Raw genomic sequence first — 23,285 nt, forward strand, 5'->3', positions numbered from 1 at the left:
CGCGCCTGCTCATGCGACGACATCGAGGTGGGTGGGCCTGGTGGCGGGGGGTGCGGCGGGGGTGACGAGGCCGTCGGGGCCGGGCAGCCAGATCCAGGTGTCGCGGCCCTGGGCGGCGGCGCCGCGGCCCTCGGCGACGACCCGGGTGCGGCGGCCGGTCAGCTGGCCGTGACCGTCTCCCAAGCCGGTCCATTCGCTGGTGTCCGCGCGCAGCCGCAGCTGGGCGCCCGCCCAGTCGCCGGCGACCGCCAGCACACAGCCGTGCCTGCGGGCCAGCGCGGTGAGCCGGCGCGACACGCCCGGCGCGAGCCGGTGGGGCGGCCGCACCAGGACGAGCCCGACCGCCTCGAACAGCGTGGCCAGGACGTCGGGCCAGCGATCGCCCGGCTCGTCGACCAGCAACAGCCGGGCCGGGTCCGCGCCCATCCCGGTGGCCGCCAGCACCCCGAGCTCCGGCAGCCCGACGGCGGCACACCAGCCGCCGCCCGGCGCCAGCGGATCACGGCAGGCCCCCGCGATGAGCGCCAGCCCCAGCGAGCCCGCCCCGGGGCCGTCCACGCACACCACGGTGCCGGGACGCAGGCCGCCGCCGGGCAGCACGGGACGCAACGCGGGCAGCACCGGCACGAGATCCTCCTCGGCCGGCGCGCTCAGCGGCCCCACCCGGTCCATCAGCCCGCTCACAGGCACAGCGTCGAACATGAGTTCGACCTCTGTCAAGTCCGGCCTGGTAGCGGCCCGATCAAGGCGAAAAAAAGGACCCCGAGCCGAGAGCTCGGGGTCCGGCCTTGCCGTACGGTCAGTCGGCCGGTGGCCGCCACGAGCGCGCGAGGTCGGCCAGGCTCCGGGAGTCGTACTCGATCCCCCGCTCGGTGAGCTCCTGCCCGACGAGGTCGCGGTCGCCGCCGTGCTTGGACATCAGCCGGAAGACGGCGTAGGGGAACCAGTGGTTCTCCCGGGCCTTGCGCACCTCGGCCTCGTCGATGGCGTAGCCCTCGGCCGCGAGGTCGTCACAGGTCGCGGTGACGTCGCCGTGGTGCCTGCCGAGGGTCTTCATGACGATCTGGCGCATGGTCTCGGGGTCGGGCTGCGGCCGTGGCTCCGGCTCGGGGTCGTCGTCGGGCCAGAGCGCGGCGGGGTCCCCACCGCCGGCATGCCCGTTGAGGCCGGAGCGGGCCGCGGCGGTTTGCAGCCGCTCGGCGGCCGCGTGCTTCCCGTTGGCGGGCCAGGAGATGGTCGAGGCCACGGGAGCGCGCTCGGCGGTGGTGGTGCCCGCGGCCGTGGCCACGCCCGGGGAGGCCGGCTCGCCCTCGGCCGCGGGCAGCGGCCGGGGCCGGGTGGTGCCGGGCTGCGGCTGGCCGACCAGGCGCAGCGGCATCACCGTGATGTGCTGCATGGTGACCGGGGCGATGGCGCGCTGCTCGGCGGTGGCGGCGGCCTCGGCTTCGGCCTCCGCCGCGGCCTGGTTGGCCGCCTGGGTGGCCACATAGCGATGCAACGTCCGCAACAGCACGAACAGCCCCAGCATCGACACGATGGGCGGGACCGCGGCCGTCGCCTGGTAGGAGAACTCCCGCTGGACCACATGGCCGACGTTGAAGATGAGGCTCGCCGTCCACCCCGCCAGCGCGATGAACAGGGGCAGGCAGAAGTCCAGCCAGCTCATCAGCTGCCGGCGGTGCAGGACGAAGGCGTCGAGCGCGAGCAGGAACAGCCCCAGCTCGCCGACGATGATGAACAGGTCGACCAGAAGCGGGAAGGATTCGGCCTTCCATCCGTGCAGACCGTGCTCGAGAGCCCAGTGGTACAGCCCCGCGTACGATTGGGCGAAACCGCCTCCGGTCGCCGTCAGGACCGCGGCGGCCATCAAGCTCACCGCTCCCCACCGGGTGAGGGCTCGCGCCTTGCTGGCGGCGCTCATATGGCGTGCTCCCATTAGGTTCTTCGCTGCAGAAACTCGTGCAGAGTATCCCCTCGTCACCGGTCTCGTAGGAGATTGTCCAAGATCGTAAGGTACGTGTGATATGTACCGGGAAGCCTGGGGCAGAGGAGGTCGTCCATGGACGAGCAGGCGATCCGTACCGAGCGTCACGGCCCAGTGACGACCGTCGTCATGTCCCGGCCCGGTGTCCGCAACGCGGTCGACGGCCCCACCGCCGCGGCGCTCGCCGACGCCTTCCGCGCCTTCGAGGAGGACCCGGAGGCGTCGGTCGCAGTGCTCTGGGGGGAGGGCGGCACGTTCTGCGCCGGCGCCGACCTCAAGGCGATCGGCACCGAGCGCGGCAACCGGGTCGGCGAGGACGGCGACGGCCCCATGGGCCCCACCCGGATGCGGCTGTCCAAGCCGGTGATCGCCGCCGTCAGCGGGCACGCGGTGGCGGGCGGGCTGGAGCTGGCGCTCTGGTGCGATCTGCGGGTCGCCGAGTCCGACGCCGTCTTCGGGGTGTTCTGCCGCCGCTGGGGAGTGCCCCTGATCGACGGCGGCACCGTACGCCTGCCGCGTCTCATCGGGGAGAGCCGCGCGATGGACCTCATCCTCACCGGACGCGCGGTGCCGGCGCCGGAGGCGTACGACATCGGCCTGGTGAACCGGCTCGTCCCGCCGGGCGCGGCACGGGCGGAGGCCGAGCTGCTGGCGGCGGAGATCGCCCGCTTCCCGCAGACCTGCCTGCGGTCGGACCGCATGTCGGTGCTGGACCAGGCCGGGCTGCCGGAGGGCGAGGCGATGGCCGGTGAGCTGCGGCATGGGATGACCGCCCTCGGCGAGGCGATGACCGGAGCCGCCCGGTTCGCGGGCGGCGCGGGCAGGCACGGCGACTTCTCCCAGCTCTGAGCCCGGGGACCGCGCTGATCTTGAGACCTGGGAGCTAGGTCTCGGGAGTGATACTCCATCTGGCTCCACAGTGTGGCGTCAGGAGTGGCCTTGACCACATACCGTCAGGGCACACACCCGCCCCGAAGTGGAGGAACCGTATGCCGGAAACCCTGGCCGCGCCCCGAAAAGGACCGGCCGGCAGTGATTTCACCCCCTTGGCCCAGCAGGTGAGAGCCAGCGGGCTGCTGGATCGCCGCAACGGCTACTACGCCTGCGCCATCGCCGCGAACGTGCTCGCCACCGCGGCGATCTGGGTCGGCCTGGCGCTGTTCGACTCCTGGTGGTCACTGCTGCTGGCCGTGCCGGCCGCCGCGATCTCGGCGCGCACCGGCTTTCTCGGGCACGACGCGGGTCACCGGCAGATCTCGGACTCGGCGAAGACCAGCCGCTGGCTGGGCCTCCTGCTCGGGAACCTCATGATCGGCATGAGCTACGGGTGGTGGAACGACAAGCACAACCGGCACCACGGCAACCCCAATCACCTGGACAAGGATCCCGACGTCGGCACCGGTGCCCTGGTCTTCTCCGCGGGCGAGGCCGTGGGGCGCAGGGGCGTGCTGGGCTGGCTGACCCGCCACCAGTCCGTGCTGTTCTTCCCGATGCTGCTGCTCGAGGGCCTCAGCCTCCAGGTCAACAGCATCCAGGGGCTGAAGGACCGGGGACGCAAGGACGGGACCGTCGAGGGGCTCCTGCTCGTCGTGCACGCCATCGGCTACCTGACCCTGGCCTTCACGCTGATGAGCCCGGGCAAGGCCGTGGTGTTCCTGCTGCTCCACCAGGCGCTGTTCGGCCTGCACCTGGGGATGGCCTTCGCGCCCAACCACAAGGGCATGCCGATGCCCGGACCGGGCGAGCGCTGGGACCATCTGCGCCGGCAGGTGCTCACCTCCCGCAACGTGCGCGGCAGCCGCCTGACGGACTGGTTCCTGGGCGGCCTCAACTACCAGGTCGAGCACCATCTGTTCCCCAGCATCCCGCGCCCGAACCTGCGCAAGGTCCAGCCGATGGTGCGCGAGCACTGCGCCAAGGTGGGCCTGCCGTACGTCGAGACCGGTTTGGTGGAGTCGTACCGGCTGGCGCTGCGTCATCTGCACGACGTCGCCGCTCCACTTCGGGTCGAATAGTGGCATAACGGACTGCTACCGTCCTCCGAGGCTCGATCCTGGTGTTGATCCGGGCCGATCGGGGGCCGGGATGGGCAGGGTGGGCGCCGCGGAGTTCGAGCGGATGACCATGGCAGAGCGTCACGAGCTGCTCCGTTACGGCCTGACCCGGCGAGGTTTCCTGCGCACCGCCGCCGTGGGCGCCGCCACGCTCGCGGCGGGTCCGACGCTGCTCACCCGCACCGCCGCGGCGGCGGCGCCCGTCACCGGCCGCTGGCTGGCGATGGGCGCCGATCCGTTGCGGCAGATGCGGGTGAGCTGGCAGGTGGCCGCGGCGGTCGCCCGGCCCCGGGTACGGCTCGGCACCGACACCGGCTACGGCACGGTCGTCGAGGCCGAGCTGACCCCGCTGCGGGCCCGCCTGCCCGACGGCTCGGTGCACGACCAGTTCTACGTCCGCGCCGACCTGGAGGGGCTGCGGCCCGGCACGACCTACCACTACCGGGTCGAGCACGACGGGCTGGAGGGCGCGGACGCGACCTTCGCCACCGCGCCGGCCGGCGGCTCGGCCGCCCCCTTCACCTTCACCGCCTTCGGCGACCAGGGGGTGAGCGAGGCGGCGACCGCGGTGACCGCGGCCGTCGTGCGGGAACGGCCGGCCTTCCATCTGCTGGCCGGTGACATCTCCTACGCCGAGACCGACGGCAAGGGCCTGCTCGCGCAGGCGTACAAGCCCGGGCGCTGGGATCGCTACTTCCAGCAGATCGACGCGGCGGCCAGTACGGTCCCGTGGATGGTCGCCAGCGGCAACCACGAGATGGAGCCGGTGTACGACGGCCACGGGTACGGCGGGCTGCGACGGCGTTTCGCGCTGCCGGGCAACGGCCCGCCGCAGTGCCCGGCGGTCTACACCTTCAGGTACTCCAACGTGGGCGTGGTCAGCCTGGACGCCAACGACGTGACCTACGAGCTGGCGACCAACCGGGGTTACAGCGAGGGTGCCCAGACCGAGTGGCTCCGCCGGGCGCTGGCCGGGCTGCGCGCCGACCCCGAGGTCGACTTCATCGTGGTGTTCTTCCACCAGTGCGCGTACGCGTCCTGCGTGGGGCACGGTTCCGACGCCGGGGTGCGTGCCGCCTGGACGGCGCTGTTCGACGAGTACACCGTCGACCTGGTCGTCAACGGCCACAACCACAGCTACGAGCGGACCGACCCGCTGCGCGCCGGGGCACCGGTCACGTCGGCAGCCTCCGGGTCCACGGTGTGGCCGGCCGTGCACGGCACGACGTACGTGGTGGCCGGTGGCGGCGGCATCGCCCTGGACGGGTTCCGGCCCGGCGGCACCGCGACGCTGTGGTCCGAGCCCGGCCGGCCGACGAAGGAGCAGGTCACCTGGTCGCGGGCGCGCTACCCCGGCTTCTCCTATCTGTCGGTACGGGTGCGACCGGGCGACGGCAGATCGACCATGACCGTCCGGGCGCGGCGCCCCGACGGGAGCGCGCTGGACACCGTCACGCTGGCCCGCGCCAACACCCGCCGGGCGCGGGCGAGCGCGGCGGGCTCGGCGAGCGCGGCGGGCGCGGCGGGCGCGGGAGTCTCCGGGACCGCGCTGGCCGTCGCGGGCACGGCGGCCGCCGTCACCGTCGCCGCGGGTACGGGGGCGTACCTGGCGCACCGCCGTCGCCCGGACACGGAACCATCCTGACCGGAATGCCCGGGCCGTCGCGGCGGCCGGGCCACCGTCCACTCCGGGGTCCATCCAGATCGGCCGCCCATCGTCGGCACCGCACCGGGACCTCGGCCGCCTTGTGTTCGGCGCCGGGCGGATGACATCCTCCACGTTCGGTCACAGTCCGGATCCGGTTACCTTCGGGGAGAAGGCGTGCGCACGGTCAACCGCAGATCGCCCGTGGTCATCGGTGTCGCGCTGATGCTGACGATCGCCACCGACCTCGCCGTGCTCAGCCGTCCGGGGCGGCCCGGCCCTCCGGCCGAGCCGGCCGTCCCCGCCGGGCTCTCGGTGCCGGCGGCCGCCCAGGTCGCGCCGCTGGGCAGGCGGTTCACGCCGAGCCTGCTGGTGGCCGCGAGCTCCACCCTGCCCGCCGCGGCGATCCGGCGCGTCCGGCGGGCCAAGGGGGTGGTCGCGGTCGAGGTCGTCGACGCCGCGCGCACGATGGTGGGCGGCAGGCCGGTGGGGGTGCTCGGCGTCGACCCGTCGACCTTCCGCGCCCTCACGCCGCGGCCGGTGGCCGAGTCCGACCCGCTGTGGCGGAACGTGGCCGCGGGCGACCTGGTCGTCTCGCCGTCGGTCGGGCAGGACGGGACGGCACCGCTGGGCGGTACGGTCGCGGCGGGCAGCGCGTCGCGTTCGGCGCGGGCCCGCGTCGGGGCCCTCGCGGCGATGGGGATCACCGATGTCGACGCGGTCGTCTCGCACGCCCAGGCCCGTACCCTCGGGCTGCCCGGCGGCAACGCGCTCATCGTCAGCGCGCCGCGGGCGGACCCGGCGAAGCTGCGCAGCGCCATCCGGCGCCTGGTGCCGCGCGAGGCGAAGATCGCGCCGCTGGGCCCCGCGCGGCGCAGGGCCGTGCCCGCCGGGTTCGCGCAGCCGTTGCGCGTCGCCACCGCCAGGTCACCGGTGATCGGGGACCAGGTCACCGAGCGTATGCGGGCGGTACGGACGGAGATCGACGCCCGGGTGGGCCCCTTCGTGGTGATCGGCTGCTTCCGGCCCGGTGATCCGCAGGACCACGGGACCGGCCGGGCCTGCGACTTCATGGAGAGCACGGGCGGCCAGATGCCGGCCGCCGATCGCATGGCGCACGGCGACCAGGTCGCCGCTTACACGATCGCCAACGCCGCCCGGCTCGGCGTCAAGTACGTCATCTGGCGGCAGCGGATCTGGAGTCCGGGCGGCACCTGGCGGCCGATGGGGGACCGGGGCAGCATCACCCAGAACCACTACGACCACGTGCACGTCTCGGTCTACTGACAGCGCCGGCCGCACTCCCGGACGTCCGGCCGCGTACGGAACGGGACGAGTAGGGGCCGCCGGGACTTCCGTCCCGGCGGCTGAAGGGCCGGTGTACGCGGCTCGCCGCGTGAAGTGCTCAGCCCTGGGGCTCGGCGGGTACGGCGTAGCCCGGGATGGACGGCCAGCGGACCGTCATCACCACCGACGCCTCCTCGGCGTACCAGGAGTGGTCGACGCCCTCACCCCAGACGACGTAGTCGCCCTGCTCGGCCAGCAGCACGCTGCGTCCCGGCAGTTCCACCCGGAACCGCCCGCTGATGAGGATGAGCAGGGCGGTGCGCTTCTCCCCGGCGACCCACTGGGCTCGGCGGTCGCCGGGCGGGTGGACGCCCCACTTGATCTCGACGTCCTCGCTGTGCCGGGCGTCGCCGGCCGGCTTGAAGTGCCCCAGCAGCCAGCCGCGGTCCCCCGCGGCGTCCACGCCCGCGTTGCCGACGTACACCTTCTCCGTCACGAGGGGTGACGTTAACAGGGCGCCGGCCACCAGGGGAAACGCCGCATGGGACGGCACCGCCCTCGATGACCCTGGCGGGCGGCCATCGAGGGCGATGCCGTCAGCTCATTTCTCGGCGCCGAGGCCCGTGAGCGAGCGGACCTCGATCTCCGCGTACTTGGCCGCGTTGTACTCCTTGCTGAGCACGGTGCCGAGCCAGCCGCACAGGAAGCCGAACGGGATCGAGACGAGCCCCGGGTTCTCCAGCGGGAACCAGTGGAAGTCGCTGCCGGTGAACAGCGCCTTCGGGGTTCCGGAGACCACCGGCGAGAAGATGACCAGGAACACGGCCGAGCCCAGCCCGCCGTAGATCGCCGCCACCGCGCCGGAGGTGTTGAACCGCTTCCAGAACAGGCTGTAGAGGATGGCCGGCAGGTTGCCGGACGCGGCCACCGCGAAGGCCAGCGCGACCAGGAAGGCCACGTTGAGCTTCTGGGCGAAGATCCCCAGGACGATGGCGACGGCACCGATGACCAGGGCCGCGATCCGCGCGACGAGGAGCTCCTCCTTCTCCTTGACGTCGCCCTTCTTGAATACGTGCGCGTACAGGTCGTGGGCGAACGACGAGGAGGACGCCAGCGTGAGACCGGCGACCACGGCCAGGATCGTCGCGAACGCCACTGCGGCGATCACGGCGAGCAGGATCGTGCCGCCGGTGTCCCCGAAGATGATCTGCCCGATCTTCTCCGCGAGCTGGGGAGCGGCGGTGTTGCCGGCCGGGTTGGCCTTGGCGATCTCCTTGCTGCCGACCAGGGCGGCGGCGCCGAAGCCGAGCACCAGGGTGAGCAGGTAGAACGCGCCGATGATGCCGATGCCCCAGTTGACGGACTTGCGGGCGTCGCGGGCCGTCGGGACCGTGTAGAAGCGGATGAGGATGTGCGGCAGGCCGGCGGTGCCGAGCACGAGGGCCAGACCCAGGCTGATCAGGTCGAGTTTGCCGGTGAGGCCCTGTGCCTCGGTGGCGTACCGCTGGCCGGGCTCCAGGAACGCCGCGCCCTTGCCGCTCTGCTCGGCGGCGTCGCCGAAGAGGGTGGAGAGGTTGAAGTGGAAGTGGCCGAGCACCAGGAGGGTGACCAGCGCCGCGCCGGTCAGCAGCAGGACCGCCTTGACGATCTGCACCCAGGTGGTGCCCTTCATGCCGCCGACGGTGACATAAATGATCATCAGTGCGCCGACCGCCGCGATGGTGAGCGCCTTCGCGCTGTCGCTCTCGAAACCGAACAGCAGGGCCACCAGCGCCCCCGCGCCGACCATCTGGGCGAGCAGATAGAAGATCGAGACGACGATGGTGGAGACGCCCGCCGCCGTGCGCACCGGACGCGGGCTCATCCGGAAGGCCAGCACGTCCGCCATCGTGAACTTGCCGGAGTTGCGCATCAGCTCCGCGACCAGCAGCAACGCGACCAGCCAGGCGACCAGGAAGCCGATGGAGTAGAGGAAGCCGTCGTAGCCGTACAGGGCGATGATCCCGGCGATGCCGAGGAAGGACGCGGCCGACATGTAGTCGCCGCCGATCGCCAGGCCGTTCTGCGCCGCCGAGAAGGAGCGGCCGCCGGCGTAGTAGTCGGTGGCGGTCTTGGTCTGCCTGCTGGCCCACACCGTGATCGCGAGGGTGGCCGCGACGAAGACCAGGAAGAGGATGATGGACAGCGCCTCGTTGCTCATCGGGCGTCCTCCTGGGTGTCGGCGACGGCTTCGGCGGCGGGGGTGGTGCCGGTGGTGTCGGGGGTGCCGGCGGCGTCGGCGCGCAGCTTGGCGGCCAGCGGATCGAGCTTGGCCCCGGCGTGCCGCGAGTACAGCCAGGCGATCAGGAACGTCGAGACGAACTGCAGGAGGCCCAGCACCAGGGCGATGTTGAGGTTGCCCAGCACCTTGGTGCCCATGAAGGAGTGCGCCCACCCGGACAGCACGACATAGAGGAGGTACCAGGCGAGGAACGCGACGGCCGTCGGGAAGGCGAACGCCCGGAACCTCCGGCGCAGCTCCTGGAAGTCGCTCGTCTCCTGGATCTGTTGATAATCGGTCGCCCCGTCGTGTACAGCGGTCACGCAGACCTCCCGGAGATGTGATGTGAATCACGCATACGGTAGGGGCGGATGCCGTTGGTGAGGAGAGGGCCGTCGCCCAGCCGCCGGGGCGTGCGTCCGTTCGAGCCCAGGCTGCGGCGAACGGTCGTCCGGGGGCGACGAACGGTCGTCAGGCCTTCCGGGGGCGCCAGTCACCGCGGTCGAGGTCCAGCACCTCGGGGGCGTGCAACCGCACCATCGTGCGCGCGACCCCCGCCGGGACGCGGCCCGGGGTCAGCAGCGACACGGTCACCATCACGCCGAACGCGACCGGCACGGTCCACGCCGCCGGCTGGGCCAGCAGCGCGCCGGGCCAGCCGCCCAGCGGCCCGATCACGATGGTCCCGGCCACCGCCGCGCAGGCCAGGCCGCCGCCTGCGAAGAGCCCGGCGAGCGTCCCGGCATCGGTGAGCCGCCGCCACCACACGCCCAGCACCAGCACCGGGCAGAAGGTGGAGGCCGCCACGGCGAAGGCCAGCCCGACCACGTCGGCCACGGGAAGGGCGCGGGCCGCGGTCGCCAGCAGCAGCGGCACCGTGACGGCCAGCAGCGTCGCCGCGCGGAAGGACCGCACGCCGCCGTGCAGGATGTCCTGGGCCAGGACGCCCGCGACCGACACCGTGAGGCCCGAGGAGGTGGACAGGAACGCCGCGAACGCGCCCCCCATCACCAGGGCGCCGAGCAGGTTCCCGGCCGTTCCGCCCACCATCCGGGCGGGCAGGGCCAGCACCACCGCGTCGCTGTGGCCGGTCGCGATCAGGTCCGGCGCGTACAGCCGGCCCAGGGCCCCGTAGAGCGCGGGCAGCAGGTAGAAGGCGCCCAGCAGCGACAGCACCACCAGGGTCGTCCGGCGCGCCGTCCGCCCGTCCGGGTTGGTGTAGAAGCGGACGAGCACGTGCGGCAGGCCCATGGTGCCCAGGAAGGTCGCCAGGATCAGCGAGTACGTCGCGTAGATCGGGTGGGCGCGGGAGCCCTCCAGCGGCAGCAGCCACTGCCGGTCGGTGATGCGCGGCGCGCCGTCCGTCCGCCAGGCCAGCAGCAGGAAGACGATCGGGACGGCCAGCGCGGTGAGCTTGACCCAGTACTGGAAGGCCTGCACGAAGGTGATGCTGCGCATCCCCCCGGACAGCACGTTCACGGCGATGACGACGGCGACCAGCAGCCCGCCCGCCCACACCGGCGCCCCGGTCAGGGTGTGCAGCACCAGCCCGGCGCTCTGGAACTGCGGCATCAGGTACAGCCAGCCGATGAGCACCACGAGCACGCTCGCGGCGTGCCGCACCCGCATCGACTCCAGTCGCGCCTCGGCGAAGTCCGGCAGGGTGTAGGCGCCTGAGCGCCGCAGCGGGGCGGAGACCAGCACCAGCAGGATCAGGTAGCCGCCGGTCCAGCCGACCGGAAGCCAGAGCATGTCGGCGCCGTGCACCAGGATGAGCCCGGCGATGCCCAGGAAGGAGGCGGCCGAGAGGTACTCCCCGCCGATGGCCGAGGCGTTCCACAGCGGCGACACCGCCCGGGAGGCCACGTAGAAGTCGGAGGTGGTGCGCGAGAGCCGCAGCCCGAAGGCGCCGATGAGCAGGGTCGTGACGGCGACCAGCCCCACGGCCGCGAGCCCGTACGAAGAGCTCACTGGCGGTCCACGAGATCGGCGAAGTCCCGCTCGGTGCGCTCGGCCTGCCGTACGTACCACCAGGCGCAGCCGACGAACATCGGATAGATCAGGCCGGCCAGCAGCGCCCACGGCAGCGGTACGCCCAGCAGCCGGGTCTCGCGCAGCCGGGGGGCGAGGATGAACACCAGGGGCAGCCCGCCGACCAGGCAGGCCAGCGCCGTGCAGACGAACAGCGCGAGCCGCAGCTGCGACCGTATGAGCGACCTCATGTAGACCTCGCCGAGCCGGGTCTGCTCGTCGATCTCCTGGGTGACCGGATACCGGGGCCGGGCGGCGGCCCGGGTGCGCGGGCTGGTGACGGTGACCCGCCGGGCCCGGTCGGTCACGGCCGGACCCCCCGGCGGGCCCGCCGTACGAGCAGGTCGCGCAGCTCGCGGACGTGCCGGCGGCTGACCGGCAGCTCAGCGCCCGCCACCCGTACCGTGCAGCGGCCGGAGTCCAGGCGCAGGTGCTCGATGTGGTGCAGGGAGACCAGGTGGCTGCGGTGGATCCGGACGAACCCGCTGTCGCGCCACCGCTCCTCCAGGGCGGCCAGCGGGATGCGGACGAGATGGCTGCCCGAGGCGGTGTGCAGCCGGGCGTAGTCGCCCTGGGCCTCGACGTAGTGCACCTCGGTGGCGAGGACGAACCTGGTGACGCCGGACAGCTCGACCGGCACCGACTCGGGCTCGGCGGGCTCCCCGGATCCCCCGGCTGCGTGCCCCGAGCCCCGCTCGGAGACCCGGCGGACCGCCTCCACCAGCCGCTCCGGCCGTACCGGTTTGAGCAGGTAGTCCTCGGCCTTGATCTCGAAGGCGTCGACCGCGTGGCCGTCGTAGGCCGTCACATAGACGATCTTGGGCGGGCTGGCGAACTGGGAGAGCAGCCGCCCGAGCACGATCCCGTCCAGCCCCGGCATCCGGATGTCGAGGAACACCGCGTCGACGGGATGCCCGTCGGCGAGCGCCCGGTCGAGGCAGCGCAGCGCCGCCGCGCCGTCCCGGGCGGTGCTCACCTCGTCGATGCGGGGATCGGTGCGCAGCATGTACGCCAGGTCGTCGAGGGCGGGGAGTTCATCGTCGACCGCGAGGACGTGAAGACCCGGCACCGTTCCTCCTCGACCCACCGCAAGTGAATTGTCTAGAGAGTGATGAATCGTTCCGAGGAAGTCAACGCCGTCACGTGGCCGACACCCCCGGCCGGTACTTGGGCACCCGCAGGCTGACCTTCATCCCGGCGCCGACGGCCGTCTCCACGACGAGCCCGTAGGCGTCCCCGTACACCTGGCGCAGCCGCTCGTCCACGTTGGCCAGCCCGATCCCCGCCCCGTCGGGCGCCTCGCCGGCCAGCACCCGCCGCATCCGCTCCGGGTCCATGCCGGCGCCGTCGTCCTCCACACTGATCACGCACTCGGCCCCCGCCTCCTCGGCGAGGATCGTGATCCGGCCGGGAGCGCCCTCCAGCCCGTGCCGTACGGCGTTCTCGACCAGTGGCTGCATGCACAGGAAGGGCACGGCCACCGGCAGCACCTCGGGGGCGATGCGCAGCGTGACCTGGAGCTCGTCACCGAACCGGGCCCGCTCCAGCAGCAGGTAGCGGTCGATGCTGCGCAGTTCCTCGGCGAGGGTGGTGAAGTCGCCGTGGCGGCGGAAGGAGTAGCGGGTGAAGTCGGCGAACTCCAGCAGCAGCTCGCGGGCCCGCTCCGGGTCGGTGCGCACGAACGAGGCGATCGTGGTGAGGGAGTTGTAGATGAAGTGCGGCGAGATCTGCGCGCGCAGGGCCCGGACCTCGGCCTCCATCAGCAGCGTCCGGGACCGGTCGAGCTCGGCCAGCTCGAGCTGGGCGTCGACCCAGCGGCCCACCTCCTCGGTGGCGCGCACCAGTCCCGCGGAGGACTGCGTGCCGTAGGCGGTGAGCGTCCCCACGATGCGGTCGTCGGTGGTGAGCGGCACCACGACGGCGTGCCGTATCGGGCAGTCGAGGTCGTCGCAGGCCACCACCTCCGGGCCGAGCACCCGCGTGCGCCCGCTGGTCAGCGTCTCCTCGGCGTGCCGCATGGCGGCCTCGGCGTGCGACTCGCCCGCTCCCTCCCAGGCGAGCAGCCGCTCCGCGTTGGTGATCGCCAGTGCGGCCGAGCCGAGCAGCACCCGCAGGTGCCGGGCCGCCCGTTGCGTCCCGGGGGCGGTCAGCCCGGACCGCAGCGGAGGGGCCGCCAGCGAGGCCGTGTGCAGGGTCTCGAACGTGGCCCGGTCCACCGGGCCGCCGAGATCGGTCCGCCCCTGCAGGATCCTGCGCAGGATCAGCCCCGGTGCCCCGACCAGGGTGACGACCACGAGCACCGCGACGATCGCTTCCACGCCGGACACGTTAACCGCAGGCCGCCCGGCCGCGACCGGATAGTGCCGGATAGTGCCGGATCGGCACGATGGCACCCGGGCGGACGCGGGGTGCTGAGCAACCCGGGCCGGAGATCTGAGCACTCGTTGCTCAGGTGCCCGGCAGGGGGTGCGCGGTTGACTACCGGTATCGGAACAGCCGGTCACCCGAAAGGAACGATCATGGGAATGTTCAAACAGTTCAAGGACATGGTGGGCATGGTCAACGAGGCGCCCTCGATGATCGCCGAGGCGCAGAAGCTGCAGCAGAACGCCCAGCAGCAGGCCCAGCAGGCCCAGCAGTTCCAGGCCGGCGCCGGGTTCGGCGGCTCCTACGCGGCGGTGCCGCAGGCCGCGGACGTCGCGGCGGGCGATCCGCGGCTCGCCCCGGTCGAGGGCGTGACGCTGGAGCGGTACGCCCAGGTGTCGAAGGTCGCGGCGACCCAGGGCCTCGACCAGGCGGGGCTCGCCGGGTACGTCCGGTCCCTCGGGATCGACTCGGTGGTCTGGACCCGCGCGACCGAGACCTGGAACGCCCGGTTCAAGGGCGACATGCAGCTCGCCACGCAGTTCGGCCGGCTCTACCAGCAGGCGCAGGTCTGATCATGGGATTCATCCGCTCCCTGCTCCAGATCAACCGGCAGGCCAAAGAGATCGGCAAGACCTTCGACCCGGTCCAGCAGTCCCGCAACGGCGTGCAGATGATGCGGTCGATGAACGCGCGGCTGGCCGAGCAGAACGCCGCGGGCCGGCTGGTCGCCACCGGGGTGGCGGCGACCGCCTCCCTCACCGCGGTCCGCGACACCGGCAGCCGGATCAACTCGGACCCGCTGGTCGAGCTGGATCTGCTGGTCATGGCGGCCGGCCGGCCGCCGTACCCTGTGACCCTGAGCAGCGTGGTGCCCATCACCGGGATGGGTCAGTTGCGGCCGGGCACGGCACTGGCGATCCGGGTGGATCCGCAGCGACCCGAGCAGGTGGCCGTGGTCTGGGGTCAGACCCCCACCGGCTGAGACCCCGCCGGAGACCACTCGCCGGCTGAGACCAGGAGGACCAGCGCATGAGCGTCCACGACTCGGTCGGCGGTTCGCGGGTGATCCGCACCGCGGTGGAGGTCTTCTATCGGCGCCTGCTCGCGGACCCGGGTTTCATGGCCTACTTCGACGGCGTCGACGTCACCCGGCTGGCGGCCCACCAGCGGGCCTTTCTGACCGCGGCGCTCGGCGGTCCCGACCTGTACGGGGGCCGGGACCTCGCCGCCGCCCACCGGGGGCTGCGCATCGACGACGCCGCCTTCGACGCGGTGGCCGAGCATCTGGTGACGGCGCTGCGGGATCTCGGCGTCGAGGCCGGGGTGCTGCGCCTGATCACCGATCGGATCGAGACCTTCCGCGACGACGTCGTGGAAGCCCCCGCCTAGCCGGTCCGCAGCGCGGTCGCGAGCTCGCCGCGGCTGCCGACCCCCAGTTTGGCGTAGGCGTTCTGCAGATGGTTGTTGACCGTGCGGATGGACAGCACCAGGCGGTCGGCGATCTGCTTGCTGGTCAGTGCCTGGGCGGCGAGCAGGCAGATCTCACGTTCCCGCTGGGTGAGCGGCGTCACGCCGCGTTCCACCGTCGACAGGGCCGGGGTGCGCGCGCCTTCGCAGCCGGCCACCAGGATGCTCGCGCGGGCGGTGGCGGCGGCCGCCCTGCGCGGGTCGCCGTGCCACTGCCAGGCCTGTGCCGCGGCGGTGGCCGCCTCCGCGGCGTACAGCATGGCGCCCATCGTGGCGAAGCGCTCGGCGGCGTCCTCCAGCAGGGCACCGTCGCGCTTGGCCGCGCCCCGGGCGTACACCGCCCGGGCGGTCACCAGGGGGCTGTCGCAGCGCAGCGCGAGCTCGTCGAGGCGGGCCATCACCGTGCCCGGATCGTCCATGCGGGCCACGTCGTGCAGCAGCTCCGCGCAGGCGGTGTGGCGCTGCCGGGCCGCCGCGCTCTCCGCGGCCGCGAGCAGCGTCTCCCGGGCCGCGGTGAGCTCGCCTGCGGCCGCCGCGGTCCACGCGTGGGCCTGGGCGATCATCCCGGCGGAGCCGGGGGACGCGCCGGTCTCGGCCAGCGCGGTGCGTGCGCCCTCGGCGTCGCCGAGCTGGGCCAGCGCCACGGCCAGGCAGGCGGAGGCCAGGGTCAGCAGGCCGGGCAGGTGCTGCGCGCGGGCCACGGCGATGCCGTCCCGGGCCCAGCGGGCCGCGGTCCGGGGCCGGCCCGCGGCCAGCAGCAGCTCCCCGAGCCGCCAGGCGTAGCCGCCGATGGCCTGTGGCAGGTCGTCCTCGACCCCGTGCTCCAGGGCCAGGGTCATGGTGGTGATCGCCGCCGGCAGGCGGCCCGCAGCGTGATCGACGATCGCCTCGGCCATCAGCGGTGAGCCCGCGTGCAGGTACTGCGACTCCGGGTGGGAGGGGTCCCACGGCCGGTGGCCCGCCGCGAGGACCGCGCTGGCCCGCCCGCACCTGCCGGTGGCCGCCAGCGCGTACGCCTCGGCGACGCAGTGCATCCGGGTGGGCCGCCGGCCGGGTGCCGGCGGGACCTGCGCCAGAAGTGCCAGCGCCTCGGCCGGCCGGTCGCCGAAGGCCAGTTGCATCGCGGCGAGCGCGATCAGCTCACCGTGGTACCGGAGGGGCAGCGTCCGCCGCCCGTGGTCGAGCACCTCGGCCGCCAGGTCGGGCCGGTCCACCCCCCAGGTGAGGTTGACCGCACGGGCCAGCGCGAGCCGCTGCCGGAGATCGTCGTCGGCGGTGAGGCCGGTGGCCCCCAGCAGCACCTCCTCCGCCTCCTGGAACCGGCCCCGGGCGTTGAGCGCCTCCCCGAACAGCAACCGGGCCTCGGCGCCGTCCTCCGCCTCCAGGGCGCTCCGGGCCAGCCGCTCCATCTCCGCATGGTCGTAGGCGTGCCGGGCCAGCCGGCAGGCGCGCAGCAGCAGCCGGGGATCCGCCGTGCCCGTCGCGTCCAGCCGCCAGGTCGCGACCCGCAGCGCGTCCTCGCGGCGCCGTACCCCGTTCGCCTCGACCCGGCCCACCTGGTCGAGCAGCATGCCGCGGCTGCGGATACGGGCCATCGAGCCCTGCAGGACCTGCGCGTAGACGGGGTGGGTGAGCGTCACCTCGTGGCGCCGCTGCGCCACCCGCATCTGGATCAGACCCGCCGACTCCAGCTCCTCCAGCACGGCCAGCCCGGCCGGCTCGGCCAGTTCGTCGAGGCCGAGCGGCTGGCAGAGCGCCAGCCGGTCCAGGACGGCCCGCCCGGCCTCACCGGAGCTGCGGATGCGCTCGCCGACCAGCTCCAGCAGGCGCGGGCTGCTGGGCAGCGGCCCGGTCAGCCGCCAGACGTCGGCCTCGTGCCGCAGCGTGCCGTCCTGCGCCGCGCCGAGCATGAGTTCTCGCAGGTAGAGTGGGTTTCCGCGACCGGCCAGCCAGAACTCGGCCAGGGTGGACACGCCGACCTGGCCGCCGAGCACGTCCTGGAGCAGGGCCTCCGCTCCCGGCCGGTCGAGGTCGGCGAGGTCGATCCGCAGGGCCCGGTCACCCGACCAGAGCGCCCCGAGCACATCCGGCACCGGATCCCCGGTCCGCAGTGTGGCCACCAGGAACACCGCTCCGGCACCGACGAGCTGGGTGAGAAGGACGAGTGACAGGGAATCGAGCAGCGGCAGATCGTCGACGAAGAGCAGCAGCCGGTCCGGTCCGGCCAGCTCCCGCAGGTCCTGAAGCGCCCGGTCCACCAGTGACCCGGGATCGGAGTCACCTCCGAGGCCGGACGGCAGCAGGTGGGCGAGCGCGCCCAGCGGGATCGCGGCGGCGGCCCGGCTGGCGGCCGTGCGGGCCACCCGGTGTCCCGCCTGGGCCGCCAGCTCCAGGCATTCCTCGGCGAACCGGGTCTTGCCGACACCGGGCGGCCCGTAGACGAGCAGCGCCCGGACGGTGTCACCGTCGAGGGCGTCCCGGAACAGCGTCAGTTCCATGTCTCGCGCCACCAACGGCCACCGGCCGGCGAGTCGTCCCACACCTGCCACGATGCGGAGCGTAGCGACAATGCGGGGCCGCCGTAAGGCGGGAACGCAGGTCCCACCCCCAGTGTGGTTCATGGCATAGTGCCGATGAACAGAAGATCAAACCAGGAGGAATTGTGCACAACCGGCCCAAACTGCTGCAGCGTCTAGCGATCTCTGTAGGGCTGACCGCTGTGGCGTTGACGGCGACCGCCTGTGGCGGCGGCTCGGACGCGGCCACCGTGCAAGGCGCCAAGCTGGTGAAGAAGGGTGCCCTCACCACGTGCACGCATCTTCCCTACCCGCCGTTCCAGTCCGAGCAGGGCGGCAAGGTCGTCGGCTTCGACGTGGACGTCATCGATCTGGTCGCCAAGAAGCTGGGCGTCACGCAGAAGATCATCGACACTCCGTTCGAGACCATCAAGACCGGCTCGGCGCTGAACGCGGGCAAGTGCGACGTCGCGGCGGCCGGTATGACGATCAAGGCGGACCGCGCCAAGTTCATCGACTTCTCCAAGCCGTACTTCAACGCGACCCAGGCGCTGATGGCCAAGAAGGGCCTGGGCGTCACCTCGCTCGACGACGTCAAGGCCAAGAAGCTCAAGCTCGGCTCGCAGGCCTCGACGACCGGTGAGGACTACGTGCACGGCAAGGGCCTGGACTCCACCTCGTTCAAGGACTCGGGCTCGGAGCTCAACGGCCTGCGCAGCGGCCAGGCCGACGTGATCGTCGCGGACTACCCGGTGGTGCAGGGGTGGCTGAAGGACCCGGCCAACTCCGCCTTCGAGCTGGTCGCCAGCCTCAACACCGGTGAGCAGTACGGCTTCGCCGTGCGCAAGGACCACAACCCCAAGCTCATCGCGCTGATCAACCAGGTGATCGACGACTCCAAGAAGGACGGCAGCTACAAGGCGATCTACGAGAAGTGGATCGGCCCGATGCCGGCCGGCGGCTGACCGTGGCAGAGGCACAGGTGGCGGCGCCGCGTACCCGCCTGACCCGGCGGCGCCGCCGGCAACTCAGCCTGGGCGGCCAGTACGCCCTGTTCGTCGTCGCCGTGTTGGCACTCGCCGCGCTGGCGGACTGGAGTTCGCTGAAGCAGAACTTCGCCAACCTCGACATCGCCAAGGGCCTGTTCCCGGACATCATCACCATCGGCCTGCGCAACACGCTCATCTTCACGCTGAGCGGGTTCGCCGCCGGCTTCGTGCTGGGCCTGATCATCGCGCTGATGCGGCTGTCCTCGGTGCCGCCCTACCGCTGGCTGGCGACCGCCTACATCGAGGTCTTCCGCGGGCTGCCCGCCGTCCTGATCTTCATCTTCGTCGGGGTCGGCGTACCGCTCGCGTTCGGCGGCTCGGTCCTGCCCGGCGGGGTGTACGGACAGGTCACCCTGGCCCTCGGGCTCGTCTCGGCCGCCTACATGGCGGAGACGATCAGGGCCGGCATCCAGGCGGTGCCCAAGGGGCAGATGGAGGCCGCCCGGTCGCTCGGCATGTCGTACGGCCGGGCCATGCGCTCGATCATCATCCCGCAGGCCTTCCGGATCGTGATCCCGCCGCTGACCAACGAGCTGGTCCTGCTGTTCAAGGACTCCTCGCTGGCGCTGTTCATCGGCATCTCGCTGCAGGAGCGCGATCTCGCCAAGTTCGGCCAGGACCTGGCCGGTGAGAAGGGGAACTCCACTCCGATCATCGTGGCCGGGCTGTGCTACCTGCTCATCACCATTCCGCTGGGCTACGCGGCCCGGCGGCTCGAGGCTCGGCAACGGAGGGCACAGCGGTGATCGAGATCCGCGACCTGCACAAGTCGTTCGGCTCGCTCGAGGTCCTGCGCGGCATCAACTTCCACGTCGAGCAGGGCGAGGTCGTGTGCGTCATCGGGCCGTCCGGCTCGGGCAAGTCGACCCTGCTGCGCTGCGTGAACCTGCTGGAGGAGCCGACCTCGGGCTCGGTGTCGGTGGCCGGTGTCGAGCTGACCGACCCCGAGGTCGACATCGACGCCGTACGACGCGGCATCGGCATGGTCTTCCAGCAGTTCAACCTCTTCCCGCACCTGAGCGCCCTCGGCAACGTCACCATCGCGCAGCGGAAGGTGCTGCGCCGGCCGGCCGCCGAGGCCGACAAGATCGCGCGGGACAACCTCCACCGGGTCGGCCTGGCCGACAAGATCGACGCCTATCCGGCCCAGCTGTCGGGCGGCCAGCAGCAGCGGGTCGCCATCGCCCGTGCGCTGGCCCTGGGCCCGCAGGTCATGCTCTTCGACGAGCCGACCTCCGCGCTCGACCCGGAGCTGGTCGGGGACGTGCTGGGCGTGATGCGCTCGCTGGCGCTGGAGGGCATGACCATGCTGGTCGTCACCCACGAGATGAGCTTCGCCCGTGAGGTGGCCGACCGCGTCGTGTTCATGGACGGTGGCGTGGTCGTCGAGGACGGCCCGCCGTCCCAGGTGATCACCGCGCCCAGGCACGAGCGGACCCGCACCTTCCTGTCCCGGGTGCTCGATCCCGCCGCGGCGGGCCTGGGGGAGTCCGGCGACCGCTGATCCGCCCGGCGTACCGTGGGGGTCATGCGCGCCTGGAGTGTCCTGCGGCCCGGGCCGATGGCGAGCGGCCCGCTCGGCATGGTCGAACGCGACGTCCCCGAGCCCGGCCCGGGGGAGCTGCTGGTGCGCGTCCGCGCGTGCGGCGTGTGCCGGACGGACCTGCACGTCGCGGAGGGCGACCTGCCCGTGCACCTGCCCGGGGTGACGCCCGGTCACGAGATCGTCGGTGCGGTGGCCGCGGCCGGGCCCGGCTGCCGTCACGCCCCCGGGGACCGCGTCGGGGTGGCCTGGCTGCGCAGCACCTGCGGGGCCTGCGCGTTCTGCCGCCGCGGGGCGGAGAACCTCTGCCCGCACTCGGCGTACACCGGCTGGGACGCGCACGGCGGATACGCCGGGTACACCCTCGCGCCGGACGCCTACGTCTACGACCTCCCGGCGAACCGCGACGACGTCGAGGTCGCGCCGCTGCTGTGCGCCGGGATCATCGGCTACCGGGCGCTGCGGCGGGCCGAGCCGCCGCCGGGCGGCCGGCTCGGCATCTGGGGGTTCGGCGGCTCGGCCCACCTGGCGGCACAGATCGCCATGGCCGAGGGCGCGGCCGTGCACGTCTTCACCCGGTCGGCGGCGGCGCGGTCGCTGGCACTGGAGCTCGGCGCGGCGTCGGCGGGCGACTCCTTCGACCCCGCACCGGAGCCGCTGGACTCGGCGATCGTCTTCGCGCCCGCCGGTGAGCTGGTGCCCGCCGCGCTGGAGCGGCTCGACCGCGGCGGCACCCTGGCCATCGCCGGCATCCATCTGTCGGACGTGCCGGTGCTGGACTACCAGCGGCACCTCTTCCAGGAGCGGCAGGTCCGGTCCGTGACCGCCAACACCCGCGCCGACGGCGAGGAGTTCCTCCGGCTGGCGGGCCGGCTCCCGCTCGAGATCGCCACGATGCCGTACGACTTCGCCGACGCCGGCCGGGCGCTCACCGACCTGGCCGCCGACCGGGTCAACGGCGCCGCCGTCCTGGTGATGGGCTGAGCGGGGCCGGCCGGGCGGCGTCACGGCCCCCGGTCAGCCGGCGTGCCGCCCCTTGACCTGGGCGGCGATCAGCACGTCGTGTGCCAGCCGGGCGGCCTTGGAACCGCCCTCGTCGGCGGGACCGTCCATCGGCGTGCCCTCCAGCCCGCCGGCCAGTATCTCGATCGCCTCGGCCATCGCGCTCACCTTGGACTCCAGGATGTGAATCCGTTCCTCGAGCGCCGCGCCGGAGGGATTGCCGTATCCAGGGGCGATCTGCCTCGTCATCGTGAACTCCCTGCTGGTCGCGGAGTATCCGGTGTTTCCGGACGGTGTCTCCAGAGTTCGTCCCCGGCAGACCGGCCCGTAGGGCCTTTGGTCACCGGCTTCCGGCCGTCCGGCCCTAAAACGGGGCCGGTCAGCCCTTGGCCGCCGGGACCGGGTCGTCGAGCAGGGCGCGGACCGAGGTCGGCAGCTGCCCGAACGCACGGTCGACCGTGCCCGCGGACGTGTGCCGCCGTACGCACCGGGTCACCGCGCGCAGCGGCGTCACGGCGTCGGTGGTGCGCAGGTTGGCCTCATGGATGAAACGCTCCAGATACTCGTCCGGGTCGTACTTCACCGGGACCCGGCTCGGCATCCAGCCGTCGTAGAACACTCCGCGCAGCAGTTCGGGCAGCTGCGCGGCGAAATGCGCGGCGACCTCCACCGTCAGGCGGTCGCGCAGCGTGTGCAGCCAGCCCCGGAGAGCCTGGTAGGCCGCGCGCCGGTCGGACACCTTCAGCTCCGTCGCGAGATCGTTCAGCCATCTGTTGGTCGTCTCGATGCTGTGGTCGAGGCTGTCGACGCGGGTACAGATCATGATCGTCTCCTCGGGTGGTCTGGGCGCCCGTCCTGCGCTCACTCCTGGGCGGGGGCGCGGCAGCGGTCGGGTACGGGATTGATGCGGCGCCCGGTGACGTGGCGGCACGGGATGCGGATGAAGCGGTCCCGGGGGGCGGGGTTCCACTGCTGGAGGGGCAGCCGGGCGAGCCGGGCGGTCTCGGCGGGGTCGTGCACGACGCGGGCGTGCCCGAGGATCGTGACCGTCCAGCCCGTACGGCGGACGGTGTCGAAGTCGTCGGCCTCGAAGGCGACGACGGTCTCGTGGGTGGCGGCGACGAGCGTGGAGCCGAGCGAGGTGTGCAGGATGACGTCGTCACCGTCCAGCACGAAGGTGACGGGCTGGATGGCCGGTAGCGCGCGGTCGGTGAAGACGATCCGGCCCAGCGGCACAGAGGCGAGCAGGCTCAGGCACTGCCGGCGATCGAGGACTTCGAGTCCGTGCGCGTCGAACTTCATGTGTCAAGCGTTGTCCTCACACCGCGGGGCGGTCAGGGCCGTGGGTCCCCGGCGCGATGGACTTTCGGCCCTGTCCAGGACCGGCCCGGCCCGCTCCGGCCGGCCCGGCGCCGGTGGCGCGCAGGTTCGCGGCGAACGCGGCGGCCTGGGTACGGCGGCTCATGCCCAGCTTGGTGAACAGGTTCGAGACGTAGTTCTTGACCGTCTTCTCCGCCAGGAACATCCGCTCGCCGATCTGCCGGTTGGTCAGTCCCTGGCCGATCAGCTCCAGGATCTGCCGTTCCTGGTCGGACAGCGACGCCAGCGGGTCGTCGCGGGTCTCCCGGTCGCGCAGCCGCCGCAGCATCTGCGCGGTGCTGCGCGGATCGAGCAGGGACTGGCCGGAGGCGACCGTGCGGACCGCGCTGACCAGGTCCGAGCCGTGGATCTGCTTGAGGACGTAACCGGCCGCACCGGCCATCACCGCGTCGAACAGCGCCTCCTCGTCGGAGAAGGAGGTCAGCATCAGGCAGGCCGTCCGCGGCAGGCGAGAGCGGATCTCCCGGCACACGGTCACGCCGTCGCCGTCGGGCAGGCGGACGTCGAGCACCGCCACGTCGGGCTCGGCGGCCGGTATCCGGGCGATGGCCTGCTCGGCCGTGGCCGCCTCGCCGACGATCTCCATGTCGTCCGCGGACTCCAGCAGGGCCGCCACGCCCCGCCGGACGACCTCGTGGTCGTCGAGAAGGAAGACCCGGATGGTGGTGTTCGGGACGCCGCTGTCCATAGCCAGACGCTA

Annotated in this window: 25 protein-coding genes; 11 read left to right on the forward strand and 14 right to left on the reverse strand. The window is 72.6% G+C overall.

The genetic code is table 11. The annotated features are described in order from the left end of the window. Positions 1-9: 9 nt before the first annotated feature. Both imuA' and ACRYCC_RS23480 read right to left on the reverse strand, forming a co-directional pair. Positions 10-702, reverse strand: coding sequence for a DnaE2-dependent mutagenesis accessory factor ImuA' (gene imuA' / locus ACRYCC_RS23475; RefSeq protein WP_433815345.1), 693 nt, complete (start codon positions 700-702; stop codon positions 10-12). Positions 703-799: 97 nt separating this feature from the next. Next, positions 800-1,921 (reverse strand): DUF2637 domain-containing protein, encoded by a 1,122-nt coding sequence (locus tag ACRYCC_RS23480; protein WP_433815347.1) that lies wholly within the window; start codon positions 1,919-1,921, stop codon positions 800-802. A gap of 138 nt (positions 1,922-2,059) precedes the next feature. On the opposite strand from ACRYCC_RS23480, the gene ACRYCC_RS23485 reads away from it, so the two are divergent. The 4 genes from ACRYCC_RS23485 (at position 2,060) to ACRYCC_RS23500 (ending at position 6,970) form a co-directional block, all read left to right on the forward strand. Continuing rightward, the gene (locus tag ACRYCC_RS23485) at positions 2,060-2,833 is read left to right on the forward strand and encodes a crotonase/enoyl-CoA hydratase family protein (RefSeq protein WP_433815349.1); all 774 of its coding nucleotides are present in this window, start codon (positions 2,060-2,062) and stop codon (positions 2,831-2,833) included. Between the two features lie 140 nt (positions 2,834-2,973). Continuing rightward, positions 2,974-3,999: a fatty acid desaturase family protein gene (locus ACRYCC_RS23490; protein ID WP_433815351.1), complete on the forward strand. Its 1,026-nt coding sequence runs from the start codon at positions 2,974-2,976 to the stop codon at positions 3,997-3,999. A 70-nt stretch (positions 4,000-4,069) separates the two neighbouring features. Then, entirely contained in the window at positions 4,070-5,683 is a 1,614-nt protein-coding gene (locus tag ACRYCC_RS23495; RefSeq protein ID WP_433815353.1) for a fibronectin type III domain-containing protein, read from the forward strand. Positions 5,684-5,860: 177 nt separating this feature from the next. Beyond that, positions 5,861-6,970 (forward strand): VldE C-terminal domain-containing protein, encoded by a 1,110-nt coding sequence (locus tag ACRYCC_RS23500; protein ID WP_433815355.1) that lies wholly within the window; start codon positions 5,861-5,863, stop codon positions 6,968-6,970. Between the two features lie 118 nt (positions 6,971-7,088). Here the strand turns inward: ACRYCC_RS23500 and ACRYCC_RS23505 are convergent, their stop codons facing one another. From ACRYCC_RS23505 to ACRYCC_RS23535, 7 genes are all read right to left on the reverse strand, one after another. Next, complete coding sequence (locus tag ACRYCC_RS23505; protein WP_433815356.1) at positions 7,089-7,466, reverse strand: cupin domain-containing protein; 378 nt, start codon at positions 7,464-7,466, stop codon at positions 7,089-7,091. Positions 7,467-7,571: 105 nt separating this feature from the next. After that, positions 7,572-9,170, reverse strand: a complete 1,599-nt coding sequence (locus ACRYCC_RS23510) for a solute symporter family protein (RefSeq protein ID WP_433815357.1) — start codon at positions 9,168-9,170, stop codon at positions 7,572-7,574. Beyond that, positions 9,167-9,553 carry a DUF485 domain-containing protein gene (locus tag ACRYCC_RS23515; protein ID WP_433815359.1) on the reverse strand — a complete coding sequence of 129 codons (387 nt, stop codon included), beginning with the start codon at positions 9,551-9,553 and terminating at the stop codon, positions 9,167-9,169. The genes ACRYCC_RS23510 and ACRYCC_RS23515 overlap by 4 nt, the downstream gene beginning before the upstream one ends. 148 nt (positions 9,554-9,701) lie before the next feature. Beyond that, positions 9,702-11,201 carry a sodium/solute symporter gene (locus ACRYCC_RS23520; protein WP_433815360.1) on the reverse strand — a complete coding sequence of 500 codons (1,500 nt, stop codon included), beginning with the start codon at positions 11,199-11,201 and terminating at the stop codon, positions 9,702-9,704. Next, the gene (locus tag ACRYCC_RS23525) at positions 11,198-11,569 is read right to left on the reverse strand and encodes a hypothetical protein (protein ID WP_433815362.1); all 372 of its coding nucleotides are present in this window, start codon (positions 11,567-11,569) and stop codon (positions 11,198-11,200) included. The genes ACRYCC_RS23520 and ACRYCC_RS23525 overlap by 4 nt, the downstream gene beginning before the upstream one ends. After that, complete coding sequence (locus ACRYCC_RS23530; RefSeq protein ID WP_433815364.1) at positions 11,566-12,330, reverse strand: LytR/AlgR family response regulator transcription factor; 765 nt, start codon at positions 12,328-12,330, stop codon at positions 11,566-11,568. The genes ACRYCC_RS23525 and ACRYCC_RS23530 overlap by 4 nt, the downstream gene beginning before the upstream one ends. Positions 12,331-12,400: 70 nt before the next feature. Next, positions 12,401-13,579, reverse strand: a complete 1,179-nt coding sequence (locus ACRYCC_RS23535) for a sensor histidine kinase (protein WP_433815366.1) — start codon at positions 13,577-13,579, stop codon at positions 12,401-12,403. Positions 13,580-13,780: 201 nt separating this feature from the next. Here ACRYCC_RS23535 and ACRYCC_RS23540 point away from each other — a divergent pair, with 201 nt between their 5' ends. Genes ACRYCC_RS23540 through ACRYCC_RS23550 form a run of 3 tightly spaced genes read left to right on the forward strand, consistent with a single transcriptional unit; the run spans position 13,781 to position 15,017 of the window. After that, entirely contained in the window at positions 13,781-14,200 is a 420-nt protein-coding gene (locus tag ACRYCC_RS23540) for a hypothetical protein (protein ID WP_433815368.1), read from the forward strand. Positions 14,201-14,202: 2 nt separating this feature from the next. Then, entirely contained in the window at positions 14,203-14,610 is a 408-nt protein-coding gene (locus tag ACRYCC_RS23545) for a hypothetical protein (RefSeq protein ID WP_433815370.1), read from the forward strand. A 47-nt stretch (positions 14,611-14,657) separates the two neighbouring features. Then, the gene (locus tag ACRYCC_RS23550) at positions 14,658-15,017 is read left to right on the forward strand and encodes a group I truncated hemoglobin (RefSeq protein WP_433815371.1); all 360 of its coding nucleotides are present in this window, start codon (positions 14,658-14,660) and stop codon (positions 15,015-15,017) included. Here the strand turns inward: ACRYCC_RS23550 and ACRYCC_RS23555 are convergent. Then, complete coding sequence (locus ACRYCC_RS23555; protein ID WP_433815373.1) at positions 15,014-17,644, reverse strand: LuxR C-terminal-related transcriptional regulator; 2,631 nt, start codon at positions 17,642-17,644, stop codon at positions 15,014-15,016. The genes ACRYCC_RS23550 and ACRYCC_RS23555 overlap by 4 nt on opposite strands. A gap of 170 nt (positions 17,645-17,814) precedes the next feature. Between ACRYCC_RS23555 and ACRYCC_RS23560 the strand changes: the two genes are divergently transcribed. Genes ACRYCC_RS23560 through ACRYCC_RS23575 form a run of 4 tightly spaced genes read left to right on the forward strand, consistent with a single transcriptional unit; the run spans position 17,815 to position 21,187 of the window. Continuing rightward, on the forward strand, positions 17,815-18,576 hold the full coding sequence (locus ACRYCC_RS23560; protein WP_433815374.1) for a transporter substrate-binding domain-containing protein: 762 nt from the start codon (positions 17,815-17,817) through the stop codon (positions 18,574-18,576). Between the two features lie 2 nt (positions 18,577-18,578). Next, complete coding sequence (locus ACRYCC_RS23565) at positions 18,579-19,406, forward strand: amino acid ABC transporter permease (protein ID WP_433815376.1); 828 nt, start codon at positions 18,579-18,581, stop codon at positions 19,404-19,406. Then, complete coding sequence (locus tag ACRYCC_RS23570; protein ID WP_433815377.1) at positions 19,403-20,164, forward strand: amino acid ABC transporter ATP-binding protein; 762 nt, start codon at positions 19,403-19,405, stop codon at positions 20,162-20,164. The genes ACRYCC_RS23565 and ACRYCC_RS23570 overlap by 4 nt, the downstream gene beginning before the upstream one ends. Before the next feature lie 24 nt (positions 20,165-20,188). Continuing rightward, entirely contained in the window at positions 20,189-21,187 is a 999-nt protein-coding gene (locus ACRYCC_RS23575) for a zinc-dependent alcohol dehydrogenase family protein (RefSeq protein ID WP_433815378.1), read from the forward strand. A gap of 33 nt (positions 21,188-21,220) precedes the next feature. On the opposite strand, the gene ACRYCC_RS23580 is transcribed toward ACRYCC_RS23575, so the two are convergent. The 4 genes from ACRYCC_RS23580 to ACRYCC_RS23595 form a co-directional block, all read right to left on the reverse strand. Beyond that, complete coding sequence (locus ACRYCC_RS23580) at positions 21,221-21,454, reverse strand: hypothetical protein (protein ID WP_433815379.1); 234 nt, start codon at positions 21,452-21,454, stop codon at positions 21,221-21,223. A 130-nt stretch (positions 21,455-21,584) separates the two neighbouring features. Continuing rightward, the gene (locus ACRYCC_RS23585) at positions 21,585-22,028 is read right to left on the reverse strand and encodes a DUF2267 domain-containing protein (RefSeq protein ID WP_433815381.1); all 444 of its coding nucleotides are present in this window, start codon (positions 22,026-22,028) and stop codon (positions 21,585-21,587) included. 38 nt (positions 22,029-22,066) lie between these two features. Beyond that, on the reverse strand, positions 22,067-22,507 hold the full coding sequence (locus tag ACRYCC_RS23590; protein WP_433815383.1) for a pyridoxamine 5'-phosphate oxidase family protein: 441 nt from the start codon (positions 22,505-22,507) through the stop codon (positions 22,067-22,069). 16 nt (positions 22,508-22,523) lie between these two features. Further along, complete coding sequence (locus ACRYCC_RS23595) at positions 22,524-23,273, reverse strand: response regulator transcription factor (protein WP_433815385.1); 750 nt, start codon at positions 23,271-23,273, stop codon at positions 22,524-22,526. Positions 23,274-23,285: the final 12 nt, after the last annotated feature.

This window comes from Actinomadura scrupuli, assembly GCF_050971785.1.
Classification (GTDB): domain Bacteria; phylum Actinomycetota; class Actinomycetes; order Streptosporangiales; family Streptosporangiaceae; genus Actinomadura_E; species Actinomadura_E scrupuli.